Below are 25264 nucleotides of genomic sequence, written 5' to 3'. Positions count from 1 at the left end.
CGTTAACACTGCTTATATATTGAATTCCCTGAATCGAAAACACCCTAATATGAATTTCCATCCATCAATCATAGATAAAACAGCCTCGCTTATTGAAGATACATCATCTCTTAATCCTCGCCAACATAAACGATACATCATCAAAACAACAGCTTTTGGAGGTGTCCATTTTGCAGCAGTGAATGCATTTAAAGATGAAAAAAATAATATTTCTCTTATAATTGGAGATTCAAGTCTTGGAGCCAATATATCCATTCCATTTGATCTCCACGGTTATAATAAACCTAATTTAAAAACGCTCTATATTTATACTCAGATACAAAATAGCCCCGGAGATTGCCTGCTTTTTTCTTTACATTTTTTGAAAAAAATGTACATATATGCTCGAGATTTTGAAAGACTCCATAAAAGAATTTTTGCTAATGATATATCATTCACTTTTGAGAAAAATCATATCTTTTCCCCTAAAGTCTGCGAAAGAAATCCTAAACTATATCCGTCGTCTGATGATGATTGCGAGAAATATCGGGTAGTATTATTCAATCAAGCCATCAATTTATTACCCATTGGTTTCTTCAAGCATGCACATTCACTGCGTCCCCTTGAAGCTTATCTGGATCGTCATCAGGATGAGCAAGAAAGCCGGGTCAATAACTATAAGAAAAAGGATGGGACAATAGGGGAAACCCTGCTAGAGCGATATAATCGCCATTCGACTCTCCGCAACGAAATGAATACCCGTACAAATAAGCCGATAGAACGGAAATACAGCATATCCATCGAAGAAAAAAGGCTTCGTCTTGCAGAAGCAGCTCTAAAGTGGCTTGATGAGCACGGAGAATAATGCACAATAAAAATACGACCATTCAGGATTCCTTGATAAACTACGGGTTACCTCAAACATAATGATTTATCAATTTTAAGGAATCTTAATGTCTTTATATCAGGATAATCAGGCACTCGCTCAACTCACGTTAGGTAAACCCACTCCCTACCGCGACAACTACGATCCTACTTTACTGCAAGCGGTTCCCCGCAGTATGAACCGTGAACCGCTTGGACTATTCCCTGAAAGTATTCCTTTTCATGGTGCTGATATCTGGACGATGTACGAACTTTCCTGGCTCAACGCCCGGGGTGTACCTCAAGTTGCTATTGGTCATGTCAGCCTGAATGCCGCTAGTGAAAACCTTATCGAATCAAAAAGCTTTAAGCTTTATCTGAACAGTTTTAACCAAACCCGCTTTGCTGATTGGGAAACCGTACAAAAAACTCTGCAACAGGATTTATCTGCTTGTGCCAATGGCGATATCGAAATTGTTTTACATTCCCTTCATGAGTTTAATCAGCAGCCAATTGCTGAATTTGCAGGAAAATGCATCGATAATCAGGATATTGAAATTGATGACTATCAGTTCAGTCGCGATTATCTTAACAATGCAGCAATTGGCCCTGTCGTTGAAGAAACTTTAGTGAGCCATTTGCTAAAATCAAACTGTCTGATCACTAATCAGCCAGACTGGGGATCTGTCATGATCCGCTATAAAGGTGCCAGGATCGATCAGGAAAAGTTATTGCGCTACTTAGTTTCTTTCCGCCATCACAATGAATTTCATGAACAATGTGTCGAGCGTATTTTCAATGACTTAATGACATTATGCGCGCCTGAAAAACTCACTGTTTATGCACGTTATACCCGTCGGGGAGGATTGGATATCAATCCATGGCGCAGTAACGAAGAATTTATTCCAGCAATAGGAAGGTTAGCCCGCCAATAATTAAATTAATTTGATTAGCAATAGATAACCAGACCGCTGGATGAAATCAGTTATACCCAATAGATTTCAGGTTGCTGTGACGGCAAATGAGCAAATCCCCCAGAAACTGAGATAACTGGCATAAGCAACATCATGTTATTTCGTTTTATCGCTGGAAGGAATGAACGCAATAAAGCAGCAACTTGAAAGACGACGGGTATAAATCATTATTGAGGAACACCCCAAGGGGTAAAAGGAGTCATTCTTGATTACACATGTCAATCCATTGGGATCTATGGATTTACTCTCTCAGCTTGAAGTAGATATGCTTAAGCATACCGCAAGCAGTGATTTATACCGCCTTTTTCGTAACTGTTCACTGGCGGTTCTCAATTCCGGAAGTCAAACCGATAACAGTAAAGAATTGCTGTCAAAATATGAAGATTTTGATATCAACGTACTGCGCCGGGAACGCGGCGTAAAGCTGGAGTTAGTCAATCCACCAGAAGACGCTTTTGTTGATGGTAAAATCATCCGTTCCCTGCAAGCAAATCTGTTCGCGGTGTTAAGGGATATTTTGTTCGTTCACGCGCAAATCACCAATGAACAAAAAGCACACAATTTGAATATGGAAAATGGTACGCATATTACCAGCACCATTTTCTCCATTCTTCGCAACGCCAAAGCCCTGCATATCGCAGAAGACCCTAATATGATTGTTTGTTGGGGCGGTCATTCCATCAATGAAAAAGAGTATTTATATGGGCGCAAGGTAGGGAATGAGCTGGGATTACGCGAACTGAATATCTGTACAGGTTGTGGCCCGGGAGCAATGGAAGCCCCAATGAAAGGAGCGGCGGTAGGGCATGCCCAGCAGAACTATAAAAACAGTCGATTCGTCGGTATTACAGAACCTTCAATTATCGCGGCGGAACCCCCCAACCCGTTGGTGAATGAACTGATTATCATGCCTGACATCGAAAAACGTCTGGAAGCCTTTGTCCGTATTGCCCACGGTATCATTATCTTCCCCGGTGGCGTGGGTACGGCAGAAGAGCTGCTGTATTTGCTGGCTATCCTGATGAATCCTGAAAATAAAGATCAGGTTCTGCCACTGGTCTTAACGGGTCCTAAAGAGAGTGCCGATTACTTCCATGCGTTAGATGAGTTTATCGTTAATACTTTGGGAAAACAGGCTCGTCACTACTACCGTATTATTATAGATGCACCGTCAGAAGTCGCACGTATAATGAAAAGAGCGATGCCAAGCGTCAAAGAGAATCGCCGTTCTAGCGGAGATGCTTACAGCTTCAACTGGTCATTGAAAATCAGCCCTGATTTACAATCTCCATTCAATCCAGTCCATGACAACATGGCTAACCTGAATTTATATCCAAATCAAGCGCCTGAGAAACTGGCTTCAGCATTGCGATGCGCCTTTTCTGGCATTGTGGCAGGTAATGTAAAAGAAGCGGGTATTCATGCCATAGAGAAATATGGGGCATTCAAAATCCACGGTGCTGCTGACATTATGCACTGTATGGATAACTTGCTAGAAGATTTTGTGGAGCAAGATCGCATGAAACTTCCGGGAGGTACTGCTTATGAGCCGTGTTATGAGATAATCAAATAAATCACGGATACTTTTTCTCTTCACTATTCAATGAGGCTGGCGCCAAGGAATAAAATCCAAGGATGGAATATAATGACCATGATACATCTTTTAATTGTAGACGCCCTAAATCTGATTCGACGCATCCATGCAGTACAGGGAAGCCCTTGCGCTCCTGCCTGCGAACATGCGTTAAAGCAATTAATCACCCACGCATCCCCGACTCATGCAGTTGCCGTATTTGATGAAGATGATCGCAAGCATAGCTGGCGCCATCAACTTTTCCCTGACTACAAAGCAGGGCGTTCTGCTATGCCAGAAAACTTACAACAGGAAATGCCGCTGATTAAGCAGGCATTCAATGAACTTGGCGTAGCTTGCTGGCATGCAGAAGGGCATGAAGCGGATGATTTGGCCGCAACATTGGCGACTAAAGTTGCCAATACCGGGCACCGTGTCACGATTGTTTCAACAGATAAGGGGTATTGCCAGCTTCTTTCTCCCCATATCCAAATCCGTGATTACTTCCAAAAACGTTGGCTGGACTTGCCTTTCGTTCAGCAAGAATTCGGTGTTTCCCCTGACCAGCTTCCCGATTATTGGGGGCTGGCAGGTATCAGCAGCAGTAAAATCCCCGGCGTTCAGGGCATTGGCCCGAAGACAGCCGCCACCCTGCTACAGCAGACCGGTTCGCTGGATAATTTGTTCCAGAATCTGGAAGCTCAGCCAGATAAATGGCGAAAAAAATTAGAAGCTCATAAAGAAATGGCTTATATCAGCCGGGAAGTGGCTTCATTAAAAACTGATTTATCACTACAGGGGAATTTACAGCAATTGAGATTACCCGATAAATAAACCAATTAATCCAGCCAGATATTCTCTTGTAAAAACACCGCAAACGTCGCCCAATGAGCGCAATACAGGCGGGAAGCAACTACAAAGATGTGTGATACCTGTTTCCAGATGAATTTTGCAAATTCATCATAAAAACAGGCTATCACTCATTAAATTATCTTAACCAAAATAATCAGCAATTAACTTAATATGTTCACCGTTTAATTGCCCCGACTCATTCAGCAACCCAATCCACGCTTTCATATAGTCATATTTGGCCTGAGACAGTTCACGACGCACAGTATAGAGTTGTTGTTCAGCATTGAGCACATCGACATTCACTCGCTGCCCCAAAGCAACACTTTTTTGCGTCGCCCTCACCTGTAATTCAGCCGCTTCTACCGCTGTTTCATAGGCTCGTATCCGTTTCTCACCATTAACATAGGCATTATAATTGCGGCGCAGTGCATTCAGGGTTTCGCCTGCCTGTGCATCCATCTCATATTTAGTCTTGCCATAATTTGCCGCCGATTGACGTACTGCCGCCGCCGTTCCGCCGCCATTATAGAGATTCATAGAAACACGCAAGCCAATAGAATCTGTCTGGTATTTTTGGTCAATACTGTTATCGCTACTGGATTTGTTTTCGCTATGAGAAGCATACAACTCAAGTTTTGGCAGGTATCCCGCACGATTGCGATTAATGTCATGATACGCCACATCAACTTTCTGCCGGGCAGCCGCCAATTGAGGATTCTGGCTTAATGCCTGCTGTTCCCAATCAACATAACGCCCGATATCCCGTTTGATTGCTTTGAACTGTGGCGCGTTAGACAAGCGATTAACCGGTAAACCGGCTGGCAACGGTACGCCAACTAATAGCTGCAAGTCACGGATTGCGGCATCCAGCTCATCCTGCACCATCAATTCATCAGCCCGTACCTGACTGTAACGTGTTTGAGTTTCTGCCACATCGGTGCGAGTACCCTCACCGGAGGAAAACAATTTCTGATTGCGTTCCAGCTGCTCTTCATAGGCAGTCTTCTGCCGGGCGACTTGCTCCAGCCGATCTTGTGCATAGGCTACAGCTACATAGCTGTTCACTACCCTGACCGCCAATTGCTGGCTATCCGCCCGAAAGCGGGCATCACTCATCAAGGTATAAGCCTGACGGGTTCGATAACGCGCCCACGCTTCAAAATCAATCAGCGGCTGGGTCAAAATAACCGCACCACTGTAGCTGTTATACTTCCGATCACGGCTTTCGCTAACCTTCCGGCCACGCATATCTACAGAATGAGATTCCATTTCCTGCCAGTTTTGCGGGGCATTCTGGTAGCTAATCAATACCTTGGGCAGCAATTCTGCCAGCCCAAGATTTTTCTCTTCCTGCCCTGCTTCCTGCTCTTTGATGGCGGCCTGAAATGTTGGATCATGCTGCAATGCCAGAGCATAAGCTTCCGTCAAAGAAAGTGCTCTCGCGGAGCCGGAAGCTAACATCACCAACAATACTGTTAAAAACATTACTGTTAAAAACATTACCGTTAAAAACATTACCCTTAAAAGCAGGGGCAATAGCAAAGTACGTTTATTGGCAAAACTGCAATACCTCAACATCTCCATTACTCCTCAATCAGCGATGTAGATGCTCTATCCACCAATGGTTTGAACAAATAGCTCAACAGAGAACGCGATCCCGTTTTGACGAATACCTCAACCGGCATTCCCGGCTTGATATTCAGTCCTGCCAATTTCTCCATCCCCTCAGGGGTCACTTTCAATCGCATCTGGTAATAAGGTTCCCTCGTTACTCCATCCACCAACCGGTCAGCAGAAACCACGGCCACCTTAGCCGTCACTTTCGGCGTCCGGTTCTGGTTGAACGCCGTAAACATCAAATCAACATCCTGACCCACAGTCACCTTATCAATCAGGTGCACCATCAAGCGCGCTTCCACTTCCAAGGTACTCTGGGCAGGGAGGATCTCCATCAGTTTCTCACCGGAAGCCACCACACCGCCTTGGGTAAATACGTTCAACCCCACCACTGAACCCTCGACCGGAGCCGTAATTGACGTGTGAGACAGATCAAATTGGGCCGTTTCCAACTTATTACCTAATTCATTCGCCAATACCTGCACATCTGACAATTGGCTGCGTACTTCACGTTGGTAATCAGCCTGACGCTGAATAATTCGCTGTTGCGTTTCCTGCCGCTGCTTTTCAAGCTGACCAATTCGCCCCGCCATCTCGGCCATACTGCCACTTAACTCACTTTGGTTACGCAGTAATTCCAGATACTGGTTACGGGGAAAATAGCCTTCCTCTGTTAAAGGTTGCAGATTAGTCACTTGCTCCTTGAGTGAAGCCTGCTGTTGCTGCTTACTGATTAAGGCTTCTCGTAATCCTTTGGTTTGGAAATTCAGCCCTTCCTCAGTCTGTTGCATGCCTGCCAAGTCACTTCGCAACATTTCACGGCGTGACAGAAAGAGCTGTTTCTGCAACGCCAGAATATCCTGAACGCGAGGCTCCGATTGCTGATTCAGTAATGTGGATGGAAAGACAATGGCATCCTGTCCTTGTTGCTCGGCCAACAGTCGGGCTTCCGTTGCCAATGTGGTATAAAGTTGCTGTTTCAGAGAATCAATCTGCGCATTAACCTGCACTTGGCTGAGCTGAACCAAAACCTGACCAGCCTTGACTTGCTCACCCTCTTTCACCTGAATTTGCCTGATAATGCCATTCACAGGGGACTGTACCGTTTTTCGGTTTCCATCCACGACAACAGTCCCTGAAGAAGCCACCCCTTTATCGAGTGGCGCAAACGCTGCCCAGATTAAAAAGCCCAGAATGCCAATGCCAATAACCAACCAGCCTATTCGCAGGTAACGATTCGCATCCAGCGGCAATAATTCTGATGCCTCATTTTGGGCATCCTTTGCATTGGTCTGATAGGACATCTTTACTCCCAGATAGCAATATCCCAAGAATTTAAATATGGCTGAATCATGTTACGAGGCACGTTCGACCGCTTTTGGTTGTGGTTGTGGTTGTGATTGTGGTTGTGGCTGTGACGGAGACGGAGACGGAGACGGAGACAGCGCCGCCATGACTTGCTGGGAAGGGCCAAACATTTTCATTTTTCCCTGCACCAACAGCAAAACTTTGGTTGTTTGCGAGAGCAATGAAGGACGATGGGTAATCACCACCACCGTTTTACCTTGTTCCCGTAATTGAACAATGGCATTACTCAGCGCTTTCTCTCCGATATCATCCAGATTCGAATTAGGTTCATCCAATACCACAAGCGACGGATTACCATACAAAGCGCGAGCCAGCCCAATTCGCTGTTTTTGCCCACCAGATAGCCCCACCCCTCCGGCACCAATGACCGTGTCATAACCCTGTTCAAGATTGAGCACCAGTTCATGAACGCCGGCTTTTTGTGCCGCTTCGATCACTTTTTCAGGATCAACATCGTTAAAACGTGCGATATTCTCAGCAATCGTGCCACCAAACAGTTCAATGTCCTGCGGCAAATAACCAATGGATGCCCCCAATTCATCTTTGTTCCACTGGTAAATATCGGCACTATCAAGTCGTACAACGCCTTCCTGTGCCGGCCAGATCCCCACCAGCAAACGGGCTAAGGTGGATTTCCCTGACGCACTGGGGCCAATCACACCCAGAACATCACCGGGATTTAAGGCAAGGTTGATATCCTGCAAAACATATTGCTTGTTTTGTGATATCTGGCTTTGTGATGCCTGAGCTGCACGTGTTTTACCGGGGGGTATTGCAGAGACTTTCTCCAACAGCAATACGCCTTTGGGAACAGGCAATGACATGCCACTTTTGCGCTCTGGCTGAGCTTTCAGGAGCTTATCCAATCGTTGCCATGACAAACGAGCCGCGCTCCAGCTCTTCCATGCCTGTATCAACTGCTCAATCGGGGACAATGCCCGTCCCATCAAAATGGAACCTGCTATCATCATTCCCGGCGTGATATTCCCTTCAATCGCCAGCCAACCGCCCAAACCCAGAATCAAAGATTGCAAGGCGATGCGTACTGTTTTAGTCAGCCCGGCAATGAATGCCGCGCGTTCACTGGCAATGCACTGGAAATGGAGAAAGCGCTTATGCAAACCAAACCAGCGGTGACGCAATACCGGCAACATTCCGAGCGCTTCGATCACTTCTGCATTGCGCAAGTTGGTGCTGGCAAGATGGGCTGATCGTAAAGAGAGGTTGCTTGCTTCGGCTAACGGTGCCTGGGATAGCCACTGGTTCAATACCGCCAACGTGATAAGAATGATGGCTCCAACCAGTGCCAACAATCCCAGATACGGGCTGAACAGGAAAATGACACAAAGGTAGACGGGGAACCAAGGAGCATCAAAAAAAGCAAACAGTGCATTCCCCGTCAGAAACTGGCGAATGGTCGCCAAATCATTGAGCATTTGCCCCGCATCTGTTGAGCCACTTTTCAGGTTGGACTCATACGAAGCGGTGTAAACCCGCTGGTTCAGGCTCATATCAAACTGGTTGCCAATACGGATTACCACCTGACTGCGGATATATTCCAGCCCGCCCATGATGGCAAACATACCCAGTGTGATAAGCGTCAGCATCAACAGGGTCATTTCATTACTGGATGGCAGTACCCGATCATATACCTGAAGCATATAAATCGAGGGAACCAGCATCAACAGATTGATAAATGCTGTAAATAAGCCAATAGTCCAGAATACTTTGCTGCGTGCACGGATAACATCCGTGATTTCGTCCTTCGGAAAGCGTAATTTCACTGCAATCCCTTTATCATTAACTGAAGCAAAACGAATTAGTTATCGAATCATGCATGATTCTTTATTTTGTCACTGCATTCGCTGTGCCACTAAATGTCATGACCAATTCCCTGCCATCAACAAGGTAGGCGACCCATTGTTCTTCAGACTCATGACCAAAAAAGGCCAGACTATTGCCGTCATCATCAGTCAGTGTGATTCCATCAGGAGCCGGACGCCATCCTTCAACAGGCTGACCAAACAGCTCTGCCGCACAGATATCACTTTTTAGCGCCCAAATTGACCCTTCAGGTAAACGGGTATCGGTCAATTCAATACGACATACCTGATGCCCATCGGAGAGTTGCCATAGCCCTTTCAACTCATCAGCGGGTGGAAGTCTCAAACTACTCGCCATACATCCTCCTGCAAAAAAAAGAGATAAAATTACTGATAAAAAAGCGCTCCGCAAACACGCCTGCAACCTATAAAACGGAGTTCCACAAAATTCATACTGATGAAACAGGGGACGAAAGAAAACCGATATCATCTTCAGATGACTATATAACACGACGGCCTCCTTAATACTGCCGTACACCAAGAAGCATACGGCAGCATTCAGTTATCGCGATGACATCATCAAACGATGAAATCTGCTTCAGTCAGCGGCTGACCAACAACTTTCACCAGAAAATCGTTGCCCGCCAGATCACCACCGAGACTGACCTCTAAATCTGTGACTTCATTCACTTGGTCATAAGTGAACTTCACTTCACCCGCCTTGCCTGAGAATGAATCCACAAATTTGATATCGCCACGACTACCGAAGTTGAAGAAAGACAGATCGATCTTATCTTCACCAGAAGTAAAATCATGAATCCAATCCGGGTTGTCTTTCAATGATTCTTTGCCATCCAGATAAACAAAGGTATCCTTGCCTTCGCCACCCCACAGATGGTCACCGCCGAGCCCGCCATAAATGATGTCGTCGCCTGCACCACCTTTCAGGATGTTATCTGCGCTGTTACCGACCAGAATGTCGTCACCGCTACCGCCAATCGCATTCTCAATAACAACACCACGAGCGATAGAAACGTTGCCTTTCAAGCCGCCAACATCAGAGAAAGCCCCTTCATTCAGGTTAATACGCTGATTTTGGGTAAAGCCGGAGAAATCAAATGTATCTTCACCGCCCGCATCCCAAACGCTGAACACCAGTTTACTGTTCGCATCGGTAGCGGTCATGAAATCACGGCCGGTATTGGAATTGAAGCCGTATATGGTATCGTCTGTACGAGTTTCCATATTAGCGCCATACAAGTCCTGAATGGCAGAGATATCATTCAGCAAAGGCGCTGAGGAATATTCACCTTTGAAGCCCTGACCCGTGTATTTCTCACTGAAATAACTCATGACCGTATAGGCACGAGAATCTTCGAAATATTTTGCTTTAGTGATATAGCTTGGACGCACTTTATCAGAAGCATCATAATCAGCAGGGTGATCCAATCCTAAAGTATGTCCAATTTCATGAGTGAAAGTCTGACGGGCATAACCATTCACATCAATGTCATTGTCTACAAAAGTATGGCTCTTAGAGTTATACCATGAATAAGCGGTTCTTTGTCCCTGTGGCAGATTTGCGAATGCGTAATCTTTCGCTGCGCTATAATCAAAGAAACCAAAAGTGATATTTGCTTTATTAACATTACTTACTTCGGTAAATTTAATATTGGCAACATCAGACCAAGACTGTAAAGAAAGTCTCGCTGCATCTTTCTGATCTTCATTAAACGCACTGAAGCCAGAAACTTTAAACAGCGGCATGACAGCCGGTTTCTTTGTTAGAAAATGATATGATAATTCCAATGTTCCAGAGGAATTAACATATTTATTGGACCAGTGATACTGGCCCCTCACAAGCTCATCAGGCGCGTTATCGCCAAATGGATTATGATCAACACGAATAGAAGAATCGTAATTCGGAACGTAGGCTGTGAGAAGTGCTTTTACATCCTGAACAGAATTAGAATCAGATAACCCCGAATAGGTATATTTTTTCTTTGAGGTCATGTAAATCTCCTGTAAGAACAAGATTAATATTCTAAAACCCGAAATATTTATAATAACGGGAGCAAGAGTTTTAAATTCTTTCTAAGATCCTCTTAGAAATAAAACTCCAGAATAAAATAGCGTTAGTTCTTGTCCGTGTAAAAATAATTAATATATCTTTTTAGAATACATATTGAACAAATTTAGTTTATGTATCTAATTATTCATTTTTCAATGAAATTTTTTTGATAACAAAAAAACAGTATTATTTACTATAAAATAATACTGTTTTTATCTGCTGAAAATTAGTCCTAAGAAAGAATTATCTGTTTATCCTTTCTTTTTTCAAATTGCGGTATTTTCACCGCAACCTGAAATTTATTCCATATCCATCACCCTCAATAATCCCGTTCAGTTGCATAAACAGACCAGATGCGACGAACATGTACTGTAATCTCTTCACGATCGTGATACAGATGCTTCGCCTGAATTTGAGCATTGACGCCATTCTCTTTCAGCTGCGACTCAATTTTCTGCAATATGTGGTCAACTTCCTCATAACGCTTTTTCATCGGCAATTTGAGATTGAAGATTGCTTCACGACACCAGCTTTTTACCAGCCAATCTGTCATCAATTGTGCAACTTTGGCAGGTTTTTCAACCATGTCACAAACCAGCCAGTAAATGTTTTTTACTGACGGCTCAAATTTAAAGCCATCCACGCGGTGATGTTTCACCTGACCGGTTTCCATTAAGCTTTCAGCCATCGGGCCATTATCTACCGCATGAACCAACATGCTGCGTTTTACCAGCTGGTAAGTCCAACCTCCCGGACAAGCACCGAGATCTACGGCATGAAGACCGCTGCATAAACGTTCTTCCCATTCGTCATAAGGAACAAAAACATGAAAGGCTTCTTCCAGTTTCAGCGTGGAGCGGCTTGGTGCATCAGATGGAAATTTCAGACGAGGGATCCCCATAAAGAAACGGGAATTATTGTTACTGTAAGAATACCCCACATAGCAGCAACCCGAAGCAATGAAAAAAACATGGATCACGGGACGGTTGTTGTTCTCCTTCGCCAGCAAGAGCTTTTCCTGACGCATCGCATTACGTAATGGAACCGTAAACTTACGACAGAATTTCATCAACTCTTTGCTTTCATTGGTGTCCGGGACTTCTACACGCAGCTCACCGGCTCGCTCAATCACCCCCATCAACATACCCATAATCGGTGTAATGCGATCTTCCTGCGGCAGATCTTTTAACAACTCACCTACAACTAACATTTGACGGGCAAAAATCAATTCCTTAAACGGAATTTCACGAATCAAACGATCGGCATCATCAGGCTGATAACACTCAAACAGCACATATCCGCTGTTTTCCTTCACACGGGCGAAACCGTAAATTTCTTTTTTACCCGCCTTATCGGTAATTTCTGCCGCACACTCTTTTTCAAAACCCGGGCGGCAATATAAAGCAACTTTATTCATGGCTAAGCGCCGATTTCCTTAGACGCAGAGCGCCAATTAATACACATAACCAACCAATGAGAAAACTCAGCCCACCGATTGGTGTCAAATACACCAGAAATTTTAGCGGTAAAAAGGCCAGACAATAAAGACTGCCACTGAACAGCACAATTCCCGCTGCGAAAAAAATACCACTCCACCCGAATTGGGGTACTGGCTGACGCATCAAAAAAGCAGCCAGCGCCATCATGGCGAGGGTATGCAGCCCTTGATATTGCAGGCCGGTATGAATCCATTCCATCTGACGTGAAGTCAGGACAGGTGCCAACATATGTGCCCCCATCGCTCCCAATGCCACGTAGAAAAAACCACTGATCCCGACAAAAATAAGCATGACCCGACTGCTCATCACACAGCTCCTGTTTCAGACTGGCATCTATTGGGTATATTGAGTGATATATCCCAACCTTTCTTGTTCAGACGCGGCTTGCGTCAATATCCATTTCCGAAAAGCGGCAATCTTGCCCAATTCTGCCTGATTATCGTGACAAACCAAATAAAATGCGTTCTTACTGACCAAAACATCATTGAATGGACAGACCAAACGCCCCGCATCAATTTCATTTTGTGCCATAACATTATTGGCAAGGGCAACCCCCTGACCGTGCACAGCCGCCTGAATCACCATTGCACTGTGACTGAATATCGGTCCCTGCTGGACATTGATTTGTTGCTGCATATCAAGCTGACGAATATAGGCTTGCCAATCCCTCCGGGATGAATCGTGCAATAAGGTATGCCTGGCAAGATCTGAGGGGGTTTTCAAGGGTCGGTCACCCGCCAACAAAGCCGGAGAACAGACAGGCAGTAAATACTCAGGATAAAGGCGATCAGTTCGCAACCCCGGCCAATTACCCCTGCCATAAAAAATGGCGACATCAACATCATCAGCCAATTTATCTTCTTCCCGATCTATCGCCTGAATCCTGACATCAATCCCCGGAAAGCTCTGATTAAAGCCAGAAAGCCGTGGCACCAGCCATTGAATAGCAAAACTGGGGGACAAACTCACTGTTAACGCCCCTTTAGCGCTACGTGCCTGAAGCTTGCGGGTTGCATCATTAATAGCAGTAAAAATTTCCTTGATATCAAGATAGTAACTCTGTCCATCTTCAGTTAACAACAGTGAACGATTACGACGACGAAAAAGTTTTAATCCCAGAAAATCTTCCAGGCTTTTCATTTGATGGCTGACTGCGGCCTGAGTCACAAATAATTCTTCTGCCGCCTTAGTAAAACTTAAATGACGGGCTGCGGCATCAAAAACTCGTAAGGCATTGAGTGGAGGCAAACGTTTAGACATGTTAGTTTCTTATGTGGTGGTAACGATACCGGTAACTCTTTTCGTTCAGGTATTAGTTTTTATAATCCGAAGCATTATAATTTGTCCATTGATGATATACCAGCAAATCCCTATAGTGTGCGCACTTCCTAAGCCGGAACGAAAAGTCTCTTTGTTTTAATACATTGATACTTTTGGCTTTGTGGTTGTGATGTTGTGTTTGCAAGTTGTCTGGGACTCCAGACTTTGTAGCGTAAGCTACTGTTTTTTCACTTCCTGTACATTTACCCTGTCTGTCCATAGTGATTTTTTTAATGCACCGCAATTGCGGTGCTTTTTTTCTCAACTTTCATGTAGAATTCCCCTTCTCCTGGCTAAAGAAAAACTTATTCTTTATTATATAATGATTAAATTACACCGCTTATGAAAGCCTTTGACTCAGAACAATTCCGCCAACAATTTCCTGCCCTGCAACCATCGATCACACAACCATCGATCACACAACCATCGATCACACAACCATCGACCACATTTCTGGATAGTGCAGCCACCGCATTAAAGCCGGGATGTATGATTGAGGCGACCGAACACTACTACCAGAACCACAGTGCGACGGTACATCGCAGCCAACACGCGACAGCACAAGCCATGACCGCACGTTATGAACAGGCGCGTTCACTGGTCGCGGAATTGATCAGTGCGCCATTACCTGCGGATATTATCTGGACGAAAGGCACCACTGAGTCCATTAATCTGGTAGCACAGAGTTACTTTCGCTCCCGCCTGAACGTGGGTGATGAAATCATTGTCAGCGAACAGGAACACCACTCTAACCTGCTGCCGTGGCTGATTCTGGCAGAACAGACAGGCGCCAAAATCGTTAAATGGCCGATTGGCAACCAACGCCAACCTGAAATAGAGAAACTGTCAGAACTGCTGAATGAGAAAAGCCGATTAGTCGCCATCAGCCAAATGTCGAACGTGACTGGCGCCGCCGTAGATTTGGCACAGGTCACAGCCCTCGCCCATCAATATCACTGCAAAGTGCTGGTTGATGGAGCTCAGGGAATCGTTCACGCGCCTGTTGATGTTCAGCAACTGGATATCGATTTTTATGCCTTCTCAGCCCATAAACTGTATGGCCCAAATGGATTGGGAGTGTTGTATGGCAAAACTGAATTGCTGAATGCGATGTCTCCGTGGCATGGCGGCGGCAAAATGCTGACTCAAGTCTCATTTGACGGTTTCACACCGGAAGCCGTGCCCTATCGCTTTGAAGCAGGTACACCTAACGTTGCTGGCGTGGTCGGCTTTGCCGCAACTCTGGAATGGCTGAAAGCCATTGATATCCAGCTCGCTGAATCCCATGCAATTGCCCTGACGGATTACGCCGAGCAGCAACTCAGCCTTCTGCCGGGTTTTACAAGTTACCGTGTAGCCGGTTCCAGTTTGCTGGCTTTCAATTTCGCCGGAATACATCACAATGACTTAGCAACGCTGATTGCAGAACAAAATATCTCTCTGCGTTCAGGGCAACATTGTGCACAGCCATTGCTGGATGCTCTTGGGATCAGCGGCTGCTTGCGAGCTTCGTTTATGCCTTATAACAACCAGCAAGATGCGGATAGATTGATCGAAGCGGTGAAATTCGCGCTATCGTTGTTGGGTGAGTGATATTGGTTTGTTGTTGATTACGCCTCTATTTATGATAGGGGCGTGTGTTTAATACTTTGCCTTATTTTTAACGCGTTCAATAAAAGATATATTATTTTTTACCTTCCAAGAATATTTTTCTAGCTTCGTTTAAGCTCATATAGTTAGCTCCTCCTTGGAAATAGATATCATCAGCTTGAATAGGGTCATCTTCCCATCCACAAATATCACAAATAAGGTATTTGCCAAGTGAATCAAGGGTTATATTATTACAACATGGGCAATGATATTTATTATTCATTGGTTACTCTAATGCTTTGGCACTTACACATTAAAACAAAATCTATTTACTTAAACAAATAGCTTTTGATAATTCATTTTAAATATTATTTTTTTGATAGCCTTCTATCAAAGAACTATATTTTTTGCTCTGGAAAACTCAGGTTCTTTCCAATTTAGCCCTTTAATTGTTTTCCCTTTTTCATCCTCTGCTAATTTTCCTTAATTTAATAATCTTTCATAGGCTTTCCATAACTCACCTTCTTCAAGAACTTCAAAACGATACCTAACATACATACGATCTATCGATGGATAAGAACTTTTAAGAGAAAAAACTAGAAGTATATTCTCAACAGCTTCATTTTTTATCATTTGCTCTAATGGTCGCATGTTGTTATTCCTTTATTTATATTTGGCTTCTTATTGGATTCACACATGAAAAGAAAAGCCAAAAATTTCAATGGCTTTTCTTATTTATATTTTAGATCTTACTCATCTTCCTCCAGAGCAAACTCTATCGCTTCTTTTACACGATAGTAATCTTTATTTTTTTCCGTAAATTCTGGGCAATTTAGAATTTCATTAAATTTATTATTTCCTAAGACCTCTCTTATATCTGAAAACATAATATCTAGATCGGCAACTTGATCGCGAGGAGAGTTTTCTAAATCAACAGACAAATATCGTCTTTTAAAAAGAGATATTGCATCTTCTGGGAAATTATTTAATAAAATAACGAATGCTTTAAGTTGATATACTCTTAATGTAACTAATTTTTCTAGGTTATTTTTAAACTTCTCATCAGATTTAAAAGAATCTGAATCTTTCACATTAGTAATGCAATCCACCAATTCATAATAACTTTTGATAAATCTATCCAATATAGCAGGAAAATCATTTCTCATTTTTCTACTCTCCCATATTTAATAATATCGTCGTCAGTAACATTATCCTTAATTTTCCAGTCCATTACACCTCCTTTAGTTTTGCCCTTTAACTCGACATTTTTCTTGCTTGTATCAATATCAACATAATAGTCAGCTCCTAGGGCTCCTGTGCTTCGTTTTATTGCGTCTGGATTTTTAGGATCAACTTTTGTAGAAGTGACACTAATTCCTCCTCTTGAATCATTTGGATCATAGGTAAATCCCTCTTTTTTGAATTTTTTATATTCCTTTGTTGACATAAATCGCCTTACAGTACCTGGGTTTCTCGGTATACCATCAATTAACCCACTACCTTTACCATGACTACTACTCAAATAAACATAAATCGCCGGAACATTCGAAACCGGGAATATCAGAATATAATCACGAAAACTCTTCTGTTCCGGTTTTGGCGTGGTTAACGTCGTTGGCCTGTTCTCATCCGGTATTGGCGTAGTAGTGGCATTACCACCCATCTGCTTCGGATCTTGCTGTGGGTTAATATAAGCCCCGTCCCGCCAAGTCCGCTGCTCCGGTATCGGTAAGCCCGGAGTTTGGCTGCTAATTTCCGGATCCAGCACAGCCACCTTGGCATTGATACTCGCATCCTGCTGAGCATATTTATCAATATCGCTCTGTGATAATTCACCTGTTCGTGCGTCTAAGTACCAAACCAATGTGGGTGAAGCCGCATCATCTTCCCAAAATTCATACCGGTTTAATGATTCATTATATTGCACATTGCGGACTTTGACCTGCTCCAGCCCGCTTTCCTCGCTGGTATGATATCCCACTGCGGTGAGTTGCCCGGTTTGTGTATTCTCCACAAAACGATAACGAACACGGGTGGGTGCGGTTCCTTTTTTATCGGCAATGTCCTTTAAGTTTTCGTGGCTCAGTAAGTCTTTATCACTGTCATTCCACCAATTCCGTATCATCATCCCTAAAGTTATTGCGGATGCACTCGTGAGATAAGATTCGCGGGACATACTAAACCGGATGTTATCCAACTTTTGCTTCTCACTTGAGGACAGTAAGGGGCGTGTTTCTTTCTCCTTACCATTATTCTCATGGTTTGCAATAGCAGTAGTACCCGTCATAGCCGCTTGTGTCTGCTGAGCTGCCTGCAAAGAATATTCTATAAGGATTGGATTCGCTTCTGCTTTTGAAAATACCAAGTTCCCAAGTCCCGCAATCGCTTCAAGATACCACGGCTCAGAGCTTTTCAGCTTCTTCTGCGATTGAACCGCTGGCTTGGGCTGAAAGACCTGCATCTGACCAAAATGAGTATGTGGCTCAGTTTCCGTTCCGGCGTCCGTACAACCCGCGGGTTGCAGGCAGGATTTAGCAAAGACTGGCTTGGCGATGCGGGCAATCTCCAATACATGGCGGCGATTGTGGCCCGGCATCGCGATAAATCCTGGGCAACTGGGATCAGGATAGTATCTTGAATGCAGTAAGGCTTCTTTCGTCCAGCCTTCAACTTCCGGTGTCGTATCACTGATATCTCCCGGCATAAGCTGGTGATAGGCTCCCGTCCCTTTTTGTTTTTCCATCGCCTCTGCGGGGGATTTTTCAGTCAACTGATCAGCCAGCTTCTGCGCATCCACATGCAGTGTCATGGGCAGCGACGATAAGTTTTCTTCCCGCAATATTCCCTGACCATCAGTTACACCACTGGCATTGATAACACCATCCCGGCTTTTCAGGTTATAGGGAATACCGGCTAATGGCTTGCCCTGGTTGTCCAATAACTGAAATTCCAGCCAGTGCTTGAATTTATTGCAGGGAACACAATCTAATCTTCCTGTGTCACTCATTCGATTAAATCCTTTATTGATTAAGTCCGTAGCGCACCAATACCGCTCTCCGCCAGAAAGTCATGAATGGTCAACGCCTGAAGACGGGAACCCTGCTGTCGGCGCTGTTTCAGCCATCCGGTCAGACGCGGGGCCAATGCACCATTCGGTGTATCCAGCTTCAGTGCCAGTTCCCCCTGCTCTTCCCACAGCTCATAGGTCAATGTCTTGGCATAGCCTTCCAGTGCCAAATCTGACTGCTCCCACGCGGCAATAAGATGCGGCTCCAGCACAAAAGGCCGTTCAATCTGGCTGGGCGGGCAATCTGCCGGACGGTTGAAAACGACAGGCATTGGCATACCGATCATCAGTTCAGTGACCGGATTCAGGAGAGATGTCCAGTCAGTGGGCTGCATGGCAGGCATTAATACTCTGGCAATCCGGGTATCCATCAGGCGAAAAACCACCTGCTCATCACGCAGAGTCGCAAACTGATGCCGCTGCCAATGATGTAATTGCGCCTGCCAGGTTGTTTTGCTGCGGTATGCCCAGCCCCAGCTTTCGTCACTGAATGCCCGGCGATCAAGTAAGCGCCCAAGAGGTGCAAGGCTGCCGGCTTTGGGCTGAATCAACCACGGCCCTTGTTCCATCAGGTGTGCCAACGGAGTACCACTATAAAGCGGGAAAGCCTGAGCCACCCAGTCATTGGCATAAAAGATATCGACAGGATTAGGGGCGGCAAGCTGATTGACGATAAGAAAAACCGGTGCTTTATTCGGTGCACTGAGCCACGTTGTCCAGCTGGTTGTCATGCTTTTCCTCCCGGTGATTTGATCACCCACGCGGCGCTTTCCTGTGCCTGCAACGCACAGTATTTCTTGATCGGGAATTTAACCTCAGGCAGTGTCGGAACCCCTTCCGGCAATTGCAGTGAGATGCCCCGGCCACTGCTGCCGGAACCCGCGCCCACATCAATCATGGAAGACTGAATACTGCCCGGCGTCACTTTGATAAAAGTGCCACCGACTTTCAGGCTGATTTCAGTCGCGGCTTCCAACACAATTTTGCCACCGCTCTTAAGATGAGTTTCCTGCCCGCTTTCACTGACCAGTGCATCTCCGGCCTGAATATGTTGAGAACCGGTGATGCGGTGGGAAGCATCACCCGCAGTGCTGTATTTACGGCTGCCCATCACCTGCGAATGTTCATCCGCCTGAATATCGATGTAATGGTTGTTGTCAATGCGCTGTTTCTGGTCGTGTTTGATATGCCAGTGGACATCATTTTCGATATGAGCCGTAAAGTCTCTTTGACCGTGGATATAGACCTCCTCACTGCCTTTTGCATCCTCAAAGCGCAGTTCGTTAAAACCCTGCCCTTTGTGAGTGTGGGTTTTAAAGGTGGTGCGGGTTTTCTCGGCAGGTAAATCCAATGGCGGTCGATTGCGGCCATTGTAAGTACAGCCCGTGACAATCGGGCGATCAATATCGCCGTTGAGGTAGGAGACGATCACTTCCTGACCGATCCTAGGGATCGCCATAAAACCAAAACCATGACCATTCCAGCCCTGTGCCACACGTACCCAACAAGAGGAACCATCTCCCGGCTCGTCATAACGGTTCCAGTGAAAATGCACTTTGATCGCACCGTGTTCGTTGACAAAAATCTCCTCGCCCTCCGGCCCGACAACGGTAGCCACTTCATCGCCGTCTGCCAGCGGTTTGTAGCGGTATGATGGACGCCAATCGTCCCAACCCGGAATAAAGGTCAGGCTATTGGTCAAGGTTGTACCTTCTCCTTCCACACCCGCTGCTTGGGGTTGGATGCCGTGATGGGTAACGCCGACTACCTGCCAGCGATCATTCATAGAGGCAATCGGGTGCTTATTCAGCATAAATATTTTGCCCGGTCGTAACTGAATGCAGTTAGTGCTGGCTGATCCCATTTTACTTTCGCTGTTGAGTTGATTCAGACGCAGTGCAGAGAGCGGCTTGCCTTCGGCATCCAACTGAAAGCGCCCGTAACTTTCGAACACGGCATGACCACGCCCCTGTTCCAGCATTGCCTGATGCTGCAAGGGGTAGGAAGGCCGTAAGAAGTTATTATCCTTGTGCGTAAACTCATCTGGGCAGAGGAATTCACCGTAGCGCCACTGGGTAACCGTAGAGTCAGTATTATCCGTATCCGACTGTGAGTTATAGGTCAGGAATATGCCTGCCAGCATTCCGAGGTGAGAATTACTGTAAAAGAGCTGATCTTGCTCAAACCAGAAAGTAATACCCTCTTCCGCCGCCAAACGGCACCAAAAATCATAGGCCGATTCACGCTTCTGGGTGGTATATTCCCGCACCGGATGATGCCCTTCATCTTCATAGAATTTGCAATCAGACTTGATACGGTGCTCTTGCAGCAATTGTTTGAGAATTTCCGGCACGGACTGACGATGAAAGATACGACTGTCCTGATTAAGGGTCATACGCCACATTTCCGGCCTGATAGTAAAAGTGTAATAAGTGCGCCGGCCATCACTATTACCCTGTTCCGCTCCGGCTATGATGCCATTGATGGTACGTTCCACTACGCCATCACGGATAACGCTCAGGGAAGCAGCCATACCCAACTGCTCACCGAGGGCGATATTATCAAGGGAACTGACCACTGTCAGGCTCAGGTGATACAACTCTGACAGAGCTTCCCGCAAACTGAACTCCGCCACCTGAAAGGTGATTCTGGGCAGTTTACCGATTTGGCAGGTAAAGACTAATCCATCCATTGTTGTCTATCCTTACATTATTGGACGATATCCCCGAAGGGGAAGCGGCGACAAACGCCATTGTTCGCCGGAAGGCTGACAAGTGACATCCATCAACATCAACATGTCGTTGCTGAGAAAAAACGGCAGAAATTGGTAGAGCGCATCGGCAAAGCGGAATAACTCTCCCTGACTGGCATAGGCTTTTTCATTCAGCGTCAGTTCGATATACAGGCAACGGCGCGGTTGCCCCATAACAAGCCTGTCCTTTGCCTCAGATTTGATATCTTGGATCCCGTCAATCATCTGCTGGAGTTTTCGACTGATGGGACGGTCACTGTCCGTGTAAAAATCGTAATCCCGCAAAAGTTGTTTGAAAGCCTCCGCTGACAACAGCACGTAACCGCTCATAGAATAGTGAGACAACAACCGCCAATGCCGCTGACTGTCAATGACCGGCGGGTAACTGGCTGATATTGGTGTAATTGTGTGTATCTGAAAGCGATCCGGCAGGCTTTCGGCGAGGCAAGTCTCATCTGGCGGCAACACTATCGGCTGTGGATTAAATGACACAAAATGGCAGGTAAACTGGCGTTTGGGTGGATGTACCATCAATTTTGCATATTCGGTTCGCCTTTCAGGGTAAGTTCGGTTACATGCAATAACCTTTGATGTGGCGCTAATGGCAACGGATAACGGGCAGTATCAGGCTTGAAAGGCTGAGTTAATCGTTCCAACTGGAGATTAACCGCAGGTACACAATGCAACAGAAAAGCATCAGCTATTTGTTTATCAGACAGTGACAACAGCGTGTCCAGTTTCAGGGTAAGCGTCAATGTCCGGTTATCGGTCATCGGTAAGCGACGGGATTTGACGGGATACGGCATTTCCAGCGTCAGGAAATGATGAACATGAGGTAAATAAAACGATTCCATCAACATTTGTGGCGCCCAATTTCCCGCCGTAATTTTAGTTTACACCCATAACTGCTATGATCCTGAAACCTCATCCAGAGGAAATCAGCAACAAATCCACTGCAAGATAAAAAAACCGATGACACAACTTTCAGACAGCATCCTTGCTCCGCACCCATTCGGAACAGAGATTACAGAGCAACAACTCATTGAAAACTTCCGGCAATGTAAGTTGTGGGAAGATCGCTACCGACAGCTAATCGGCCTTGCCAGAAAACTGCCACCTTTGGCGGGTGAACTCAAACAGCAGAATATTGAAATGTCCGGTTGTGAAAACCGTGTTTGGTTGGGGCATCAATTACTTTCAGATGGTTGCCTGCACTTTTATGGTGATAGCGAAGGCCGCATTGTTAAAGGATTATTAGCGGTTATCCTGACTGTGGTGGAAGGCAAAACACCTGAGCAGGTTTTGCAGACACCTTTGGCCGAGCTATTTCAACAACTCGGCCTGGAACAACAATTGAGTGGCTCACGACTCAATGGTGTGAAATCCCTGATTAACACTATTCAAGAGGCAGCACGTCAGGAAATTGCACGCACCTACACGAATTAATCTGTGTATTACAGCATTTTTTCCCGCTCGACTTTTGCCACCATCTTTTTCAGTGCGTGGGATACAGCAACAAAACCAAAGGTCGCCGTAACCATCGTTGCGGCACCAAAACCAGAAGCGCAATCCATTCGTTTGGAACCATCCGCCGTGCTCTTGGCAGCACAAACCGTGCCGTCAGATTGTGGATAAACTAACTGTTCCGTGGAAAAAACACAGTCAATGCCTAACTTGCCTTTGCCGTTTTTCACTACGTGATAATCCGATTTCAGGCGCTCTTTCAATTTCGCCGCCAGCGGATCTTGTACTGTTTTCGCCAAATCCACCACCTGAATCTGGGTAGGATCAAGTTGTCCGCCCGCTCCCCCTGTTGTTACCACAGGGATCTTATAGCGACGGCAATAAGCCAGTAACGCCGCTTTTGGCCGTATGCTATCAATGGCATCAATGACATAACTGAATCCTGTAGACATCAATTCAGCGACATTATCAGGCGTGACGAAATCATCAATGCAAGTCACCTGGCATTCAGGATTAATGGCCCGTATCCGCTCGGCAATGACTTCCGTTTTCGGCAACCCGACATTTTGTACCAATGTATGCAACTGGCGGTTGGTATTGGTGGTGCAAACATCATCCATATCAATCAGGGTGATAGCGCCGATGCCGGTACGCGCCAACGCTTCTGCGGCCCACGAACCGACACCGCCAATGCCGACAACACAGACATGAGAACGGGCAAATAATGAAAGCGCTTTCTGGCCATATAATCGAGCCGTGCCAGCGAAACGTTGAAGATAAGCATCAGAGAGAGAAACTTGCATCGCTAAATAAATCCTGCATAAAACCTATCTCTATCGAGATAGGTTATCGATTGATGATTTTAATAGGAGGGGATCTTACTGGTTTGCTGCTAAAAAACCAGATGAGGCTTTCTTCAATACCCAAACACGACCATAGTGTTTATAAAAACCTGCCCTTTCACCCGCTTTTTCACCAACACCGTGATAAATGTCGAAATGATGCCCTTTAATGGCGCCACCAACATCCAATGCCACCATCAACCGCATGCGATACTGTCCGGTAAATTTACCGGATTCATCCAACACAGGGACTTCCGCCAGCAATGCTGTTCCCGGCGGGATCAATGTCTTATCAGATGCCACCGAAGCTTCTGCAACAAGAGGAACAGCACTGGCTCCTCTGACAGGGGTATAAGGCTCAGGTCTAAAGAAAACAAATGAAGGGTTCTGTTCCAGCACTTCTCTCACTTTGGTTTCGCTGTGCTGTTCTCCCCACTGACGAATCGCTTTCATTGACATTTTGTCACTCGGTACTTCTTTACGATCGATCAGCACCTTGCCAATACTGCGGTAGGCATGCCCATTTTTTCCGCCATAACCAAAAAAGGTTAATGGTTGACCATCACCAAAATTGACATAACCACTTCCTTGCACTTCCATCATAAAGTTATCCATCAGGGAATTACTGTACCCGATGATAAATTTTTTGTTCAGCACCCCGCTGTATATTGCGGCGCGATTGGGTAAACGAAAACGCGATTTCGTTGGCATACTGTACAGCGGATATTTGAATTCCCCTTTCTTCATATGCCGGGCTTGCAAAACAGGCGTGTAATAGCCAGTAAACTTCACATTACCGTAATTATCTCCGCCTTCCATCTGATAGGCGAGTAAACCAAACTCATTTAAATGGCGGGTATCACCACCGGATAACATCCAATTTTCGATGGCTTCGAATGTTTCACGATGACTGTTGTACAAGCGGGGAGAAGATGTACTGATATATTTAACTTGGGTAGAAAAATCTTTGGCATTAACCGGACTACCCTGAGCATTAGGCATATTCACCAATTGGAGATTTTGGGTAATCCTACCATCTTTATATTGCTGAGCTTGATCTGTCGGACGTACATGACACCCCGATAACAACGAGATGACAAATCCACATAAAAGATATTTGCCCCAATGCTTCATATTTATACCTTTATTTTCTTACCATCATCACTATCCGACGATGAACAATATCAAACACCAACAAATAATAAAATGTAGTTAGAAAAAAATAGCTTATAGTTTTTCAATACAAATAGAACAAAAACAAAACAACAAGAATGCTTCTCAACCAACAAACAAACAAATTCAGTAAATATCAATAAAAAAACTTGCAACCGAGCCGTTCAAGAGTATAGTGTGCCGACATCAGACGCGGGGTGGAGCAGCCTGGTAGCTCGTCGGGCTCATAACCCGAAGGTCGTCGGTTCAAATCCGGCCCCCGCAACCAATCTACGCGAATATCATTCATTAACAGATGATGTAGCATAGATACAATTTAGCAGTAAAGAATGTCATCATTCAGTATTTGCACTCACTATTGATAATCAAAGTTTGCAAATAGACGGACGCGGGGTGGAGCAGCCTGGTAGCTCGTCGGGCTCATAACCCGAAGGTC

24 protein-coding genes and 1 tRNA gene are annotated in these 25264 nt (G+C 45.3%); 7 read left to right on the top strand and 18 right to left on the bottom strand.

All coding sequences use genetic code 11. The features are described from left to right. From AB204_RS02705 to xni, 4 genes are all read left to right on the top strand, one after another. Positions 1 to 844: YopJ family acetyltransferase (locus AB204_RS02705; protein ID WP_072061381.1), on the top strand; the 844-nt coding region annotated here is incomplete at its 5' end. An 88-nt stretch (positions 845 to 932) separates the two neighbouring features. Beyond that, positions 933 to 1778: an NADPH-dependent 7-cyano-7-deazaguanine reductase QueF gene (queF, locus tag AB204_RS02700; protein ID WP_047961841.1), complete on the top strand. Its 846-nt coding sequence runs from the start codon at positions 933 to 935 to the stop codon at positions 1776 to 1778. 244 nt (positions 1779 to 2022) lie between these two features. After that, complete coding sequence (gene ppnN / locus AB204_RS02695) at positions 2023 to 3390, top strand: nucleotide 5'-monophosphate nucleosidase PpnN (protein ID WP_047961840.1); 1368 nt, start codon at positions 2023 to 2025, stop codon at positions 3388 to 3390. Positions 3391 to 3468: 78 nt separating this feature from the next. Further along, positions 3469 to 4224, top strand: a complete 756-nt coding sequence (gene xni, locus AB204_RS02690) for a flap endonuclease Xni (protein WP_047961846.1) — start codon at positions 3469 to 3471, stop codon at positions 4222 to 4224. Between the two features lie 159 nt (positions 4225 to 4383). Here the strand turns inward: xni and AB204_RS02685 are convergent, their stop codons facing one another. From AB204_RS02685 to AB204_RS02650, 8 genes are all read right to left on the bottom strand, one after another. Next, entirely contained in the window at positions 4384 to 5727 is a 1344-nt protein-coding gene (locus AB204_RS02685) for a TolC family outer membrane protein (RefSeq protein ID WP_235428013.1), read from the bottom strand. Positions 5728 to 5825: 98 nt separating this feature from the next. Then, positions 5826 to 7163: an HlyD family type I secretion periplasmic adaptor subunit gene (locus AB204_RS02680; protein WP_047961839.1), complete on the bottom strand. Its 1338-nt coding sequence runs from the start codon at positions 7161 to 7163 to the stop codon at positions 5826 to 5828. A gap of 51 nt (positions 7164 to 7214) precedes the next feature. Further along, entirely contained in the window at positions 7215 to 9011 is a 1797-nt protein-coding gene (locus AB204_RS02675) for a type I secretion system permease/ATPase (RefSeq protein ID WP_047961838.1), read from the bottom strand. 61 nt (positions 9012 to 9072) lie between these two features. Then, a complete protein-coding gene (locus tag AB204_RS02670; RefSeq protein WP_047961837.1) occupies positions 9073 to 9408 on the bottom strand; it encodes a protease inhibitor Inh/omp19 family protein in 336 nt (111 codons plus the stop codon). Positions 9409 to 9629: 221 nt separating this feature from the next. Next, positions 9630 to 11063, bottom strand: a complete 1434-nt coding sequence (locus AB204_RS02665; protein WP_047961836.1) for a serralysin family metalloprotease — start codon at positions 11061 to 11063, stop codon at positions 9630 to 9632. A gap of 377 nt (positions 11064 to 11440) precedes the next feature. Next, the gene (gene rlmM, locus AB204_RS02660) at positions 11441 to 12538 is read right to left on the bottom strand and encodes a 23S rRNA (cytidine(2498)-2'-O)-methyltransferase RlmM (RefSeq protein ID WP_047961835.1); all 1098 of its coding nucleotides are present in this window, start codon (positions 12536 to 12538) and stop codon (positions 11441 to 11443) included. After that, complete coding sequence (locus AB204_RS02655) at positions 12531 to 12926, bottom strand: DUF423 domain-containing protein (protein ID WP_047961834.1); 396 nt, start codon at positions 12924 to 12926, stop codon at positions 12531 to 12533. Before AB204_RS02655 ends, rlmM begins: the two co-directional genes overlap by 8 nt. Positions 12927 to 12953: 27 nt before the next feature. After that, positions 12954 to 13880 carry a transcriptional regulator GcvA gene (locus AB204_RS02650; protein ID WP_047961833.1) on the bottom strand — a complete coding sequence of 309 codons (927 nt, stop codon included), beginning with the start codon at positions 13878 to 13880 and terminating at the stop codon, positions 12954 to 12956. A 402-nt stretch (positions 13881 to 14282) separates the two neighbouring features. On the opposite strand from AB204_RS02650, the gene csdA reads away from it, so the two are divergent. Next, complete coding sequence (gene csdA / locus AB204_RS02645; protein WP_047961832.1) at positions 14283 to 15533, top strand: cysteine desulfurase CsdA; 1251 nt, start codon at positions 14283 to 14285, stop codon at positions 15531 to 15533. A 91-nt stretch (positions 15534 to 15624) separates the two neighbouring features. On the opposite strand, the gene AB204_RS21130 is transcribed toward csdA, so the two are convergent. The 8 genes from AB204_RS21130 to AB204_RS02610 all read right to left on the bottom strand — a co-directional run bounded on the left by AB204_RS21130 (position 15625) and on the right by AB204_RS02610 (position 22209). Then, the gene (locus tag AB204_RS21130) at positions 15625 to 15813 is read right to left on the bottom strand and encodes a CPCC family cysteine-rich protein (protein WP_072061380.1); all 189 of its coding nucleotides are present in this window, start codon (positions 15811 to 15813) and stop codon (positions 15625 to 15627) included. A gap of 200 nt (positions 15814 to 16013) precedes the next feature. Next, positions 16014 to 16181: a hypothetical protein gene (locus AB204_RS23360; RefSeq protein WP_235428012.1), complete on the bottom strand. Its 168-nt coding sequence runs from the start codon at positions 16179 to 16181 to the stop codon at positions 16014 to 16016. Positions 16182 to 16279: 98 nt separating this feature from the next. Next, positions 16280 to 16696, bottom strand: coding sequence for a hypothetical protein (locus AB204_RS02635; protein WP_235428011.1), 417 nt, complete (start codon positions 16694 to 16696; stop codon positions 16280 to 16282). After that, positions 16693 to 18537 (bottom strand): S-type pyocin domain-containing protein, encoded by a 1845-nt coding sequence (locus AB204_RS21915; protein ID WP_084728513.1) that lies wholly within the window; start codon positions 18535 to 18537, stop codon positions 16693 to 16695. The genes AB204_RS02635 and AB204_RS21915 overlap by 4 nt, the downstream gene beginning before the upstream one ends. Before the next feature lie 20 nt (positions 18538 to 18557). Beyond that, positions 18558 to 19328, bottom strand: coding sequence for a DUF4123 domain-containing protein (locus AB204_RS02625; RefSeq protein WP_047961831.1), 771 nt, complete (start codon positions 19326 to 19328; stop codon positions 18558 to 18560). Beyond that, positions 19325 to 21289, bottom strand: coding sequence for a type VI secretion system tip protein TssI/VgrG (gene tssI, locus AB204_RS02620; RefSeq protein WP_047961830.1), 1965 nt, complete (start codon positions 21287 to 21289; stop codon positions 19325 to 19327). Before tssI ends, AB204_RS02625 begins: the two co-directional genes overlap by 4 nt. A 12-nt stretch (positions 21290 to 21301) precedes the next feature. Next, complete coding sequence (locus AB204_RS02615; protein WP_047961829.1) at positions 21302 to 21880, bottom strand: type VI secretion system baseplate subunit TssF; 579 nt, start codon at positions 21878 to 21880, stop codon at positions 21302 to 21304. Beyond that, the gene (locus AB204_RS02610; protein ID WP_047961828.1) at positions 21880 to 22209 is read right to left on the bottom strand and encodes a type VI secretion system baseplate subunit TssF; all 330 of its coding nucleotides are present in this window, start codon (positions 22207 to 22209) and stop codon (positions 21880 to 21882) included. Before AB204_RS02610 ends, AB204_RS02615 begins: the two co-directional genes overlap by 1 nt. A gap of 112 nt (positions 22210 to 22321) precedes the next feature. On the opposite strand from AB204_RS02610, the gene csdE reads away from it, so the two are divergent. Then, positions 22322 to 22795 (top strand): cysteine desulfurase sulfur acceptor subunit CsdE, encoded by a 474-nt coding sequence (gene csdE, locus AB204_RS02605; protein ID WP_047961827.1) that lies wholly within the window; start codon positions 22322 to 22324, stop codon positions 22793 to 22795. Between the two features lie 8 nt (positions 22796 to 22803). On the opposite strand, the gene tcdA is transcribed toward csdE, so the two are convergent. Further along, entirely contained in the window at positions 22804 to 23616 is an 813-nt protein-coding gene (gene tcdA, locus AB204_RS02600) for a tRNA cyclic N6-threonylcarbamoyladenosine(37) synthase TcdA (protein WP_047961826.1), read from the bottom strand. A 75-nt stretch (positions 23617 to 23691) separates the two neighbouring features. Further along, positions 23692 to 24789, bottom strand: coding sequence for a murein transglycosylase A (gene mltA, locus AB204_RS02595; protein ID WP_047961825.1), 1098 nt, complete (start codon positions 24787 to 24789; stop codon positions 23692 to 23694). Positions 24790 to 25019: 230 nt separating this feature from the next. Here mltA and AB204_RS02590 point away from each other — a divergent pair. Continuing rightward, positions 25020 to 25096: transfer RNA gene (locus tag AB204_RS02590), tRNA-Met, on the top strand. Positions 25097 to 25264 lie beyond the last annotated feature (168 nt).

This window comes from Xenorhabdus khoisanae, assembly GCF_001037465.1.
In the GTDB taxonomy this organism is placed as follows: Bacteria; Pseudomonadota; Gammaproteobacteria; order Enterobacterales; family Enterobacteriaceae; genus Xenorhabdus; species Xenorhabdus khoisanae.
The sequence above is the reverse complement of the archived record's forward strand: the minus strand, read 5'-3'. Positions and strand labels throughout refer to the sequence as shown.

Bases quoted from the DNA above. Each gene is read 5' to 3' on its own strand.
- AB204_RS21130 (WP_072061380.1), bottom strand. From the start codon at position 15,813: ATGAATAATAAATATCATTGCCCATGTTGTAATAATATAACCCTTGAT.
- tcdA (WP_047961826.1), bottom strand. From the start codon at position 23,616: ATGCAAGTTTCTCTCTCTGATGCTTATCTTCAACGTTTCGCTGGCACG.
- AB204_RS21915 (WP_084728513.1), bottom strand. From the start codon at position 18,537: ATGAGTGACACAGGAAGATTAGATTGTGTTCCCTGCAATAAATTCAAG.
- AB204_RS02685 (WP_235428013.1), bottom strand. From the start codon at position 5,727: ATGTTTTTAACAGTATTGTTGGTGATGTTAGCTTCCGGCTCCGCGAGA.
- AB204_RS02625 (WP_047961831.1), bottom strand. From the start codon at position 19,328: ATGACAACCAGCTGGACAACGTGGCTCAGTGCACCGAATAAAGCACCG.
- tssI (WP_047961830.1), bottom strand. From the start codon at position 21,289: ATGGATGGATTAGTCTTTACCTGCCAAATCGGTAAACTGCCCAGAATC.
- xni (WP_047961846.1), top strand. From the start codon at position 3,469: ATGATACATCTTTTAATTGTAGACGCCCTAAATCTGATTCGACGCATC.
- csdA (WP_047961832.1), top strand. From the start codon at position 14,283: ATGAAAGCCTTTGACTCAGAACAATTCCGCCAACAATTTCCTGCCCTG.
- AB204_RS02650 (WP_047961833.1), bottom strand. From the start codon at position 13,880: ATGTCTAAACGTTTGCCTCCACTCAATGCCTTACGAGTTTTTGATGCC.
- AB204_RS02665 (WP_047961836.1), bottom strand. From the start codon at position 11,063: ATGACCTCAAAGAAAAAATATACCTATTCGGGGTTATCTGATTCTAAT.
- AB204_RS02615 (WP_047961829.1), bottom strand. From the start codon at position 21,880: ATGGTACATCCACCCAAACGCCAGTTTACCTGCCATTTTGTGTCATTT.
- AB204_RS02655 (WP_047961834.1), bottom strand. From the start codon at position 12,926: ATGAGCAGTCGGGTCATGCTTATTTTTGTCGGGATCAGTGGTTTTTTC.
- rlmM (WP_047961835.1), bottom strand. From the start codon at position 12,538: ATGAATAAAGTTGCTTTATATTGCCGCCCGGGTTTTGAAAAAGAGTGT.
- queF (WP_047961841.1), top strand. From the start codon at position 933: ATGTCTTTATATCAGGATAATCAGGCACTCGCTCAACTCACGTTAGGT.
- AB204_RS02635 (WP_235428011.1), bottom strand. From the start codon at position 16,696: ATGAGAAATGATTTTCCTGCTATATTGGATAGATTTATCAAAAGTTAT.
- csdE (WP_047961827.1), top strand. From the start codon at position 22,322: ATGACACAACTTTCAGACAGCATCCTTGCTCCGCACCCATTCGGAACA.
- AB204_RS02610 (WP_047961828.1), bottom strand. From the start codon at position 22,209: ATGTTGATGGAATCGTTTTATTTACCTCATGTTCATCATTTCCTGACG.
- AB204_RS02670 (WP_047961837.1), bottom strand. From the start codon at position 9,408: ATGGCGAGTAGTTTGAGACTTCCACCCGCTGATGAGTTGAAAGGGCTA.
- AB204_RS02680 (WP_047961839.1), bottom strand. From the start codon at position 7,163: ATGTCCTATCAGACCAATGCAAAGGATGCCCAAAATGAGGCATCAGAA.
- AB204_RS23360 (WP_235428012.1), bottom strand. From the start codon at position 16,181: ATGCGACCATTAGAGCAAATGATAAAAAATGAAGCTGTTGAGAATATA.
- mltA (WP_047961825.1), bottom strand. From the start codon at position 24,789: ATGAAGCATTGGGGCAAATATCTTTTATGTGGATTTGTCATCTCGTTG.